This window comes from Cellulomonas pasadenensis (genome assembly GCF_047229365.1).
GTDB lineage: Bacteria > Actinomycetota > Actinomycetes > Actinomycetales > Cellulomonadaceae > Cellulomonas.
The window spans coordinates 21,342-31,767 of the sequence record NZ_JBFTEP010000030.1; the positions used below are offsets into that span (position 1 = coordinate 21,342).

Sequence of the window (10,426 nt, forward strand, 5' to 3'; positions counted from 1 at the left end):
GCCGGGGACGGCGACCGGACGACGGACGGGGACGGGCATGGCCACGGTGGCGGACGGGATCGTGCGGCGGCTCGCGGAGTGGGGGGTCGACCGCGTCTTCGGGTACGCCGGCGACGGCATCGACCCGATCCTCGCCGCGCTGCACCGGGCGCAGGACGACGTCGAGCTCGTCACCGCCCGGCACGAGGAGATGGCCGCCTTCATGGCGACGGGCCACGCGAAGTACGGCGGCGGGGTCGGCGTGTGCCTGGCGACGCAGGGACCCGGCGCGGTGCACCTGCTCAACGGCCTGTACGACGCCAAGCTCGACCGCACGCCGGTCGTCGCGATCGTGGGCCAGGTCGTCACGACCGCCCTCGGCAGCGGCTACCTGCAGGAGGTCGACCTGCCGGTGCTGCTCAAGGACGTGTGCGGGCAGTACGTGCAGACGGTCGTCGCACCGGAGCAGCTGACGCACGTGCTCGACGACGCGGTCCGCACGGCCCTCGCCACGTCGAGCCCCACGTGCGTCATCGTCCCGCACGACGTGCAGAAGGCCGACCTGCCGGAGCCCGAGCAGACGCACGGCGTGGTGACGACGTCGCCGGCCCGGGCGCGGGCCCGCAGCCTGCCGTACGACGACGACCTCGACCGCGCCGCCGAGGTCCTGTCGGCGGGCGAGCGCGTCGCCGTGCTCGCCGGGCGCGGCGCCGCGCACGCCACCTCGGAGGTGCTGGAGGTCGTCCAGCGGCTCGGTGCCGGCCTGACCACCTCGCTGCCCGCCAAGCCGCTGCTGGACGAGGGCCTGCCGTTCCACTGCGGCGTCATGGGGCACCTCGGCACCACGGCCTCGGCCGACCTGATGGCCCGGTGCGACACGCTCCTGATCGTCGGCAGCAGCGACCCGTGGACGGAGTTCTACCCGCCGCTCGGGCAGGTCCGCACGGTGCAGGTCGACGTGGCCGCGCGGAACCTCGGCGCGAAGTACCCCGTCGACGTGCCGCTCGCGGGCGACGCCGCCACGACGCTGCGCGCGCTGCTCGACCGCCTGCCGGAGCGCACCGCCGACGCGCGCCGGCCGTGGCGGGCGCAGGTCGAGGAGTCCGTCGCCGCGTGGCACCGCATCGCCGCCGGGCGCGCCGCCGCCCCCGCGTCGCCGCTCAACCCGCAGGCCGTGCTGGAGGAGCTGTCCCGGTACCTGCCGGCGGACGCACAGGTCTCCGTGGACGTCGGCTCCGTCACCTACTGGTACGCGCGGTTCCTGCGCCTGCCCGCGGGCGTGCCCGCGCACCTGTCGAGCACGCTCGCGTCGATGGGTTCCGCGCTCCCCTACGGCCTCGCCGCCAAGCTGCTGCACCCCGACCGGCCGCTCGTCGCGCTCGCCGGCGACGGCGCGATGCTGATGAACGGCATCAACGAGCTCGTCACGGTGGCGGCGCGCTGGCGCGACTGGGCCGACCCGCGGTTCGTCGTCCTCGTGCTCGACAACGGCGACCTCGCCGAGGTCTCGTGGGAGCAGCGCGAGATGGAGGGCGACCCGCGGTTCCCGGTGTCGCAGACCGTGCCCGCCTTCCCCTACGCCGAGTACGCCGAGCTGCTCGGGCTGCGCGGCATCCGGGTCGACGACCCGGCGCGGCTCGCCGACGCGTGGCGCGGCGCGCTCGCCGCGGACCGCCCGTGCGTGCTGCACGCCGTGACCGATCGCGACACGCCGCTGCTGGCGCCGCGGACGCCGGCGTCGACGGTCGAGCAGATGCGGCGCGGGCTGACGCAGGAGCCGGACGGCACGCACGCCCGGGCGCAGCTGGACGCGCAGCGCGCCGGCGAGGCGGCCGACGACCCGGCGGGGCTCTCGGCCGAGCACGCGGGCTGACGCACGCCCCCGCGCGCCCGACGGCGGCCACGACCGACCACGGACCGACCCCGGACCCGACCGAAGGAGCACCGATGCCCGACCTCGAGCTCGTCCACAGCTTCGACGGCCCCATGCCCACCGGCGTGACCGTCTCCCGCACCGGCCGCGTGTTCGTGAGCTACCCGTTGTGGGGCGACGACGTCCCCGCGACCGTCACCGAGCTGCGGGACGGCGAGGCCGTCGCGTACCCGGACGAGCGCTGGAACACCCCGTCCGGGCAGGACGACGCGGGCGCGTTCGTCTCGGTGCAGAGCGTCGTCGTCGACCCGGCGGACCGGCTGTGGGTGCTCGACACCGGCAGCCCGGAGTTCCGCCCGACGCAGCCCGGCGGCCCCAAGCTGGTCCGGGTCGACCTGGCGACCGACACGGTCGCGCAGGTGATCACGCTCGCGCCGGACGTGGCGCTGCCCTCGACCTACCTCAACGACGTCCGCTTCGACCTGCGCCGCGGCGAGGCGGGGTACGCGTTCATCACCGACTCCGCCGACTCCGGGCCGAACGGTCTGGTCGTGGTCGACCTGGCCACCGGGGACGCCTGGCGGCGGCTGCACGACCACCCGTCCACGAAGGCCCTGGGTTGGCAGGACTTCCGCCCGTTCGTCGAGGGCCGCCCGCTCGTGCAGGCACCCGAGCCCGACGCGGAGGCCCAGCCCGTCGCCATGGGCGCCGACGGCATCGCCGTCTCCGCCGACGGCAGCCGGCTGTACTACTGCCCGCTCGCGAGCCGCCGGCTGTGGAGCGTGTCGGTCGACGCGCTCGTCGACCGCGACCTCGACGACGGGGCGGTCGCGGCGACGGTCGTCGACGAGGGCGACAAGGGCACCGGCTCGGACGGCCTCGAGACGGACGACGCCGGACGCCTCTACCTGACGGCGTACGAGCAGGACGCCGTGCTCCGGCGGCTGCCCGACGGCTCGTTCGAGACGCTCGCGCACGACCCGCGCCTGCTCTGGCCCGACACGATGTCGGTCGCCGACGGCTGGCTGTACGTCACGGCCAACCAGCTGCACCGGCAGGCCACGTACCAGCGCGGCGAGGACCTGCGCGAGAAGCCCTACGCGCTGTTCCGCGTGCCGATCGACGCCGGTCCGGTGCGGCTCGGGCCGTGATCGGCGCGGGCGGGGCGCGCCGGGCGCGGGCGGGGCGCGCGCCCCGTCACCGCGCGACCACCCGGCGCCCGACGTAGCGTCGGCCGGGTGACGGACGCGCGGACCAGCACGCCGGCCGACGCGGCCGCCGAGCCCGACCCGAACCGGTGGAAGGCGCTGAGCGTCTGCCTGACGGCGGGCTTCATGACGCTGCTCGACGTCAGCATCGTCAACGTCGCGCTGCCGTCGATCGCCGACCAGCTCGACGCGTCGGCGTCCGCGCTGCAGTGGGTCGTGTCGGGGTACGCGCTGACGTTCGGGCTCGTGCTCGTGAGCGCGGGCCGGCTCGGCGACGCCCGGGGGCGGCGGACGCTGTTCATCGCGGGCGTCGTCGTGTTCACGCTCGCGTCCCTCGCGGCCGGGCTGGCGCAGTCGGCCGCGTGGCTCGTCGCGGCGCGGCTCGCGCAGGGGGTCGGCGGCGGCATCATCAACCCGCAGGTGTCGGGCCTCATCCAGCAGCTCTTCCAGGGGGCCGAGCGCGGCCGCGCGTTCGGGCGGCTCGGCACGACGATCGGCGTCTCGACCGCGATCGGCCCGGTCCTCGGCGGCGTGATCCTCGCCGTCGTCGGCGCCGACCACGGCTGGCGGTGGGTGTTCCTCGTCAACCTGCCCGTGGGCGTGCTCGCGATCCTGCTGTCGCTGCGGTACATCGCGCCGCGCCGCGACAAGGAGCCGGCGCGCGACCTGGACCCGGTCGGTGCGGTGCTGCTCGGCGCAGGCGTGGTCGGCGTCCTGTGGCCCCTCGTGAGCGAGCAGTGGGAGCCCCTCGACGCGGGCCTGCTCGTCGCCGGGCTCCTCGTGCTCGCCGCCTTCGTCGTGTGGGAACGCCGGCTCGACGCCCGCGGCCGGACGCCGATGGTGCGGCTGTCGCTGTTCCGCGTGCCCGGGTACGCGACCGGCGCGCTGCTCGCGCTCGCCTACTTCTCCGGGTTCACCGGCATCTTCTTCGTCCTGACCCTGTACCTGCAGGACGGCCTCGGGTACACGCCGCTGCAGGCGGGGCTGGCGATCACGCCGTTCGCGCTCGGGTCGGCCGTGACGGCGGCGATCGGCGGGCGGGCCGTCAGCACGCGGGGTCGCGCGGTCGTCGTGACCGGCCTCGTGCTCGTGATCGCCGGCCTCCTGCTCGCGGAGGTGCTGCTGGGCGTGGCGGACGGCCGCTCGACGACCGGCTGGTGGACCGCGGCGCCGCTGCTCCTCGCCGGGCTCGGCAGCGGGCTCGTCATCTCACCGAACCAGACGCTCGCGCTCGAGCACGTCCCGGTCGCCGAGGCGGGCGCCGCGGGCGGGGTCCTGCAGACCGGGCAGCGCCTGGGGTCCGCGGTGGGCATCGCCGTGGTGGGCGCGCTGTACTTCGCCGGCTCGGCCTCGGGCGACGGCACCGCGGGCATCACCCACGGGCTGCTCGCCACGGTGGCGCTGCTCGGGGTCGCCCTCGCGATCGGCGTGGTCGACCTGGTGCGGCGGCGCCGGCCCGGCACGGACGACGTCCGCGGGCCCGGCGCCGCGCCGCGCGCCCCTCAGCCGTAGAAGTACTCGAGCGTGCGCTTGAGGCCGAGCAGGAACAGGCCGCCCATGGCCACGGCGACGAGCACGTTCGCGACGAGCGGCGAGACGCGGCCGCGGGTGAACCGCTCGAGCAGCAGGCCCGGCAGCGCGAGCACCGCCGGCATGGCGAGCAGCGCGTACCGGCCCTGGAGCAGGTCGTTCGCGCCCGTCGACGCGTAGTAGACCCACGCGGCGGCGTACAGCACGACGACGATCGCCACCACGAGCGAGGCGAGGACGCCGATCCGCACGTCGAGCGGCAGCGGGCCGGGCAGCACGCGGGGGGCCGGGGCGCCGGCGGGGGCCGGGGCGTCGGCGGGCGCGTCGGCCGCGTGCGGCGCCTCGGCGGCGGCGACGTCCACCGGCGCGTCGCCGGAGGTGGCTCTGGCGTGCACGAGCACGCGCACGTCCGCGTCCACGTCCGCCGTGCGGCGCCGGCGGACCTGCTCCACCACGACCACCACGAGCCACGCGAGGAGCCCGAGCACGAGGGCGATCAGGCCGAGGCCGATGAGCGTCGGCACCGGCTCGGGGAACGGGATGCGCACCCAGCCGAAGTTGCCCCAGAGCTGGTCGGCCCACATGCGCTTGGCCGCCTGCCAGCCGGGCCCGACCTGCGCGTCGACGAACTCCCGCACAGAGCGGGCGCTGGTCCCGGCCGGCACCTGCTGGCTCGGGATGTCGACCACAGCGGCGATCGCGCGCCACGCGCCGTACGTGGCGACGAAGCCGAGCGCGACGAGCCCCGCCTCACCCGCCAGGACGCGCCAGCCCTTCTCGCGCGCCCGGACCTTGCCGATGACCCAGCCGACCGCCATCGGGACCGCGACGGACGCGCCGAACGGCTTGCCGAGCAGGGCGAAGCCGACGACGACGCCCGCCAGGAGCGCGAGCCAGGGCGCACGGCTGCGGCGCGCGAGCTCGAGCCCGATGAGGAGCGCGCCGACGCCGCACACGATGACCCACGCGTCGTTGTTGACGATCGCGAACTGGTGGGCCGCCATGGGGTGCAGGGCGCCGGCCAGCGCGAACGCGACCTGCGCCCCCGGGCGCTCGGGGAACAGCCGGCGCGCGAGCAGCACGAGCAGGACCGCACCCGCGACGCCGAGCAGCACGCTCGCCATGCGCGCCGCGGAGACCTGGTCGAACAGGGAGTCGCCTCCGAGCGGGTACAGCGCCGCCGCGATGACGTAGTACGGCGGCGGGTAGGCCGCGGCCGGGCCGCCGCCGCCCCCGCGCGGGGACGCCGCGGCGACGTCCTCGAGGGCCTCCGCCTCGCCCTCCGGCGTGTAGTCCGGCCGGTCGCCCGGCGCGCTCGAGGTGATGTTGACGACGTCCTGGGCCGCCGACAGCCGCTCGCTGTAGATCTCCGGGTTGTCCGCCTGGCCGGGCAGCGCGCGCTCCTCGGCCATGAACTGCACGTTGGAGAAGTGCGCGGGCTCGTCCATGCCGCCGAACGCCGGCACGGCGGCCGACCACACCAGGCCGCGCGCGAGCGCGAGCAGCGCCACCAGCACGAGGAACGCCGTGGGGCGTCGGGTCGCGAGCGTCGCGCACGCGACGAGCACGCCGACGCTGAGCAGCACGACCGCGAACCCGGCCGGGCCGCCCCACGCCGGCCCGTACGCCGCCATGCGCTCCGTGACGACGTCGAGGTGGTCCCACCACCGCGGCTGCGGGTCGTACAGGGGCCGCACGTCGGCGCTCACGTCCGTCGGGCGCTCGTTGACCGAGGCGAGGTACGCGTCGCCGTCGGGCTCCCCCGCCCAGATCGACACGCCCGGGGTGTCCGCGGTGTCGACGCGCTCCACCACGAGCTCGAACGGCGTGCCGACCGGCACGTCCCGGGGCGCGAACTCGAGCACCGGCATCGGCGTGGAGTCGAGCACCTCCGAGCAGTCCAGCTCGTCCTCGGCCACCAGCGCGCCCGTCGTCGTCACCGGGTCGCCGTCGTCCTCGTGCAGCGCGACGCGCAGCTCGCAGTCGGCCGCGCCCATGTAGGTGCCGAAGGTGACCTGCACGGACGCGAAGCGGTCGTTCGACGTCGTGACGGTCTGCACGACCCGGTCCCCCGGCTCCATCTGCGGCAGGACCTCGGTGACGCGCACGTTCGTCGTCGTGTCGCCGACGAGCGTGCCGCCCGTGCGGCTCACGAGCGCGAGCACCGTCAGCAGGAAGAGCAGCAGGACCCCCACCGCGACGGCCGGGCGGCCGAGGGACCACCGGCGGGAGGTGGGACGTCCGTGCGGGGTGGTCATGCTGCGGTCGCTCCGGGGGTCGTGGCGGGCGGCCGGGTACGGCCGCGAGCGGTGCGCCGTCGCGCGGCGGCACCCGTGGGCAGGGCGGAGCCGGCGGCTCGCGCGGCGCCACTCTACCGAGGCCGCACCGCGTCCCCCGGGAGGCGTCGGTCACGCCGGGCCCGTCCGTCACGGCGCCCCGGGTGCGCCGTCCTGGACGAGGCCGTCCGCCGCCTACGCGCCGGGGACGCGCGCGCCGTCCACCGCGTGCGCGCCCCGCACCAGGTCGGGGGCGACGACCGCGGCGACCTCGAGGAGGAAGGGACGAGGCCGCTCCAGCAGGACGCGTGCACCGCGCGCCGCCGCGGCGCGGTGCGTGCGCGCCAGCACACGGACGCCCTCGACGTCGACGAACCAGAGGTCGCCCACGTCGAGGCGCAGGATCGCCGGTCGGTCGCTCGCGAGGGCCGACCGCAGGACCGCCTCGACCGGTGGGGCGGCGTCACGGTCGAGCTCGCCCCGCAGCAGCAGCCGCGGTGCGGGACCGGCGGCCCGCGTCACGGTGCAGCCGGGAGCGCCGGCGGGGTCACCCAGGGGGCGGGGTGCCGGGAGGATGGCCACGGTGTCTCCTCGGACCGAGCGCCGGGCCGAGGAGGCCGGCGCGTACGGATCCGCCGACGAGAGGCCGGCGGGACGGCTGCGTCCCAACCAGTGCCCACTGTATCCCCTGCCGGGACGATGGGAACGGAACCGACGAGTCGGACGCGATCGGCGGCGGAGGGCGTAGGCTCGGGGTCAACCGGGGACCCCCCGAGCGGCGGGACCGTCCGCCGCCGTCTGCGGTCGCACGTCGACACGCGACGAGACCGGGACCGAGGCGCCAGCCGCGCCGCTCCCGCCGCCGCCGCCGCCGGAGAGCGTGAGCCGCATGTCCCGCACCCCTGATCCCGCGCTGCCCACCCTCGGCCCGCCGCACGGCACGATCCCCGACACCACCGGCGCGCTGCTCGACCTCGTGCTGCGGCTCGGGTCGGTCGAGGAGCAGCTGGCGGAGATCGCGACGGCGGCCGCAGCCGGGCACCCCGAGGTCGCCGCCTGCGGGATCACCGCCCGGCGTGGCGGGCGGGTGCAGAGCGTCACGTCGAGCGACCGGCTCGCCGCCGACGTCGACGAGCTCCAGTACGAGGCGCACGAGGGCCCGTGCCTCGACAGCCTCGCCTCGGGGGAGCTCATCGTGGTGGACGACTACCTGTCGGACCCGCGGTGGCCCCGCTACGGCGCGCACGCCGTCGCGCACGGCGTGCGCAGCAGCATGTCGGTGCCGCTCCACGCGGCCGGGACGACCGTCGGCGCGCTCAACTCGTACGCCCTGGAGCCCGGCGTGTTCGTCGACGGACTGCACGACTCCCTCCAGGCGTTCGGCGCCCGCGCGGCGGCGGTCGTGGGGCTCGCCCTCCGCCAGGCGGAGCAGTCCGACGTCCTCGAGCACCTGCAGCACGCGATGGAGTCGCGCAGCGTCATCGACCAGGCCCTCGGCATCCTCATGGCGCAGCAGCGGTGCAGCGCCGACGACGCCTTCGGGGTCCTGCGTCGTGCGAGCCAGGGACGCAACCGCAAGGTCGTGGACATCGCGGCGGACATCGTGTCCGCCGTCAGCGGCGGTCCGCCGCGGACCGGCCGCTTCGAGCGCTGACCTCCGCGGCCGTCGCACGACGACCGGTGGTACCCGGGCCGACCCGCTACCCGGGCCGACCCGGGCGCTGCCGGCAGCCCGAGGGGCGGGCACGGGCGCCGTCACCTAGCGTGGCGGACGTCCCCGTCCTCGAGCCCCGGGAGCGTGGTGGGCATGAGCCCCCAGCGTCACCACGACGTCGTGATCGTCGGCGGCGGCAACGCCGGCATCTCCCTCGCGGCGCGGCTGCTGCGCGACGGCTGCCGCGACGTCGCCGTCGTCGAGCCGAAGGACGTGCACCACTACCGGCCGCTGCTGTCGTACGTCGCGGGCGGCCAGGCCACGCTCGACGACCTGCGGCGCCCGCAGGTCGAGGTGATGCCGCGCGGCGTGCACTGGTACCGCGACCGCGCGGTGGGCGTCGACCCGCAGGCGTCGGCGGTGCACCTCGCCGACGGCGGCACGCTGACGTACGGCGACCTCGTCGTCTGCCCCGGGTCGGAGGTCGACTGGGACGCCGTCCCCGGTGCGCGCGCCGCCGTCGCGACCCCGCACGCGTCGACCAGCTACCTGCCCGAGCACGCACCCGAGGCGTGGACGATGCTGTCGGCGCTCACGTCCGGCCGGGTCGTCGCCGCGCTGTCGGCGCGGCACGTGCCCTGCGTGCCGGTCGGGCTCAAGCCGATCCTCCTCGCCGCCGACCACTGGCGCCGCACCGGCGTGCTCGACGCGATCACGATCGACCTCGTCGTCGAGGGCGACGCGCTCGCCGGGCTCGCCCGCGCCGACCGTGAGCTGCGCGCCGCCGCCGCCGGCTACGGCGTGCGGGTGCGCACGGGGACGACCGTGGAGTCCGTCGACGCGGACGCCCGCACGCTGCGCCTGCGCACGCCGGACGGCCCCGACGCGCTCGGCTACGACGCGCTCTTCCTCGTGCCGCCGCACCGGGCGCCGGCGTGGGTCGCCGCGTCGGGGCTCGCGGCCGCCGGCACGGACGGCTTCGCGGACGTCGACCCGCAGACGCTGCAGCACCGCACGTACCCGCGGGTGTGGGCGCTCGGCGACGTCGCCACGGTCGAGACGTCGCCGTCGGGCGGTGCGCTGCGCAAGCAGGTGCCCGTGGTGGCGGAGAACGTCGCGGCGCGGCGCACGGGCGGGCCGGTGCGCCGCTACGACGGCTACACGGTCGCGCCGGTGACGACGTCGCGGCGGGCCCTCCTGCTGGCGGAGCACGACCGGGACGGCCGGCCGGAGCCGAGCATCCCCTTCCCCGACCTCGTGCGGCCCGGCCTCGGCGTCTGGTTCTTCGACCGGTACCTCGAGCCGTCGGTGTACTGGCACCGGCTGCTGCGCGGCAAGGTGTCCTGAGCCGCGTCGTCGCCGACGCCGCGTCGTCGCCCGAGCCACGTCCGGTCCCCCCGGGCGTCCCGGCGACGCCGCGCCCGCGGCAGGATGCGACCGTGCCGCACCGCCGACCGCCACGCCCGCACGTCGACGTGTGGTCGACCCCGCCCCTCGACATGCCGGACGCGGTGTTCCTGCCGGTGCTCGACCCCGCGGAGCGCGCACGCCTCGACACGCTGCCGGTGCCGCTCCGCACGCCGTTCGTGCAGGCGCGGGCGCTGCTGCGCGTCGCGGTGGGTCTACGGACGGGGGTCGCGCCGGCCGCGGTCGGGCTCGCGGCGCGCTGCCCGGAGTGCGCCGGTGACCACGGCCCGGTCACGGTCACCGCCCCCGCCGCTCCCCCGCTGCACGTCTCGCTCAGCCGCTCGGGGCCCGTGCTCGCCGTCGCGCTCACCGACGCCGGCCCCGTCGGCGTCGACGTGGTGGCCTGCGACGACGTGGCCACGGCGCCGCTCGCGGACGTCGCGCTCGGCCCGCGGGAGCGCGCACGGCACGACCGCCTGCCCGCCGACGTCCGCACGGC

General features: G+C 76.6%; 8 protein-coding genes. 6 read left to right on the forward strand and 2 right to left on the reverse strand.

Annotated features, from left to right (window positions below):
- The first annotated feature begins 37 nt into the window (after positions 1-37).
- The 3 genes from AB6N23_RS06500 (at position 38) to AB6N23_RS06510 (ending at position 4,572) form a co-directional block, all read left to right on the forward strand.
- A complete protein-coding gene (locus AB6N23_RS06500; RefSeq protein WP_412865279.1) occupies positions 38-1,852 on the forward strand; it encodes a thiamine pyrophosphate-requiring protein in 1,815 nt (604 codons plus the stop codon).
- A 74-nt stretch (positions 1,853-1,926) separates the two neighbouring features.
- Positions 1,927-3,003 (forward strand): L-dopachrome tautomerase-related protein, encoded by a 1,077-nt coding sequence (locus tag AB6N23_RS06505; protein ID WP_412865280.1) that lies wholly within the window; start codon positions 1,927-1,929, stop codon positions 3,001-3,003.
- Between the two features lie 87 nt (positions 3,004-3,090).
- Positions 3,091-4,572, forward strand: a complete 1,482-nt coding sequence (locus AB6N23_RS06510) for an MFS transporter (protein ID WP_412865281.1) — start codon at positions 3,091-3,093, stop codon at positions 4,570-4,572.
- On the opposite strand, the gene AB6N23_RS06515 is transcribed toward AB6N23_RS06510, so the two are convergent.
- Both AB6N23_RS06515 and AB6N23_RS06520 read right to left on the reverse strand, forming a co-directional pair.
- A complete protein-coding gene (locus tag AB6N23_RS06515; protein WP_412865282.1) occupies positions 4,563-6,848 on the reverse strand; it encodes a DUF2142 domain-containing protein in 2,286 nt (761 codons plus the stop codon). The two genes, AB6N23_RS06510 and AB6N23_RS06515, sit on opposite strands and share 10 nt — an antisense overlap.
- 213 nt (positions 6,849-7,061) lie before the next feature.
- Positions 7,062-7,448, reverse strand: coding sequence for an STAS domain-containing protein (locus tag AB6N23_RS06520; protein ID WP_412865283.1), 387 nt, complete (start codon positions 7,446-7,448; stop codon positions 7,062-7,064).
- A gap of 307 nt (positions 7,449-7,755) precedes the next feature.
- Here AB6N23_RS06520 and AB6N23_RS06525 point away from each other — a divergent pair, with 307 nt between their 5' ends.
- The 3 genes from AB6N23_RS06525 to AB6N23_RS06535 all read left to right on the forward strand — a co-directional run.
- Positions 7,756-8,520, forward strand: a complete 765-nt coding sequence (locus AB6N23_RS06525) for a GAF and ANTAR domain-containing protein (RefSeq protein ID WP_412865284.1) — start codon at positions 7,756-7,758, stop codon at positions 8,518-8,520.
- 153 nt (positions 8,521-8,673) lie between these two features.
- Entirely contained in the window at positions 8,674-9,867 is a 1,194-nt protein-coding gene (locus tag AB6N23_RS06530) for an NAD(P)/FAD-dependent oxidoreductase (protein WP_412865285.1), read from the forward strand.
- Between the two features lie 92 nt (positions 9,868-9,959).
- The coding region (locus AB6N23_RS06535; RefSeq protein WP_412865286.1) for a 4'-phosphopantetheinyl transferase family protein at positions 9,960-10,426 on the forward strand (467 nt) is incomplete at its 3' end.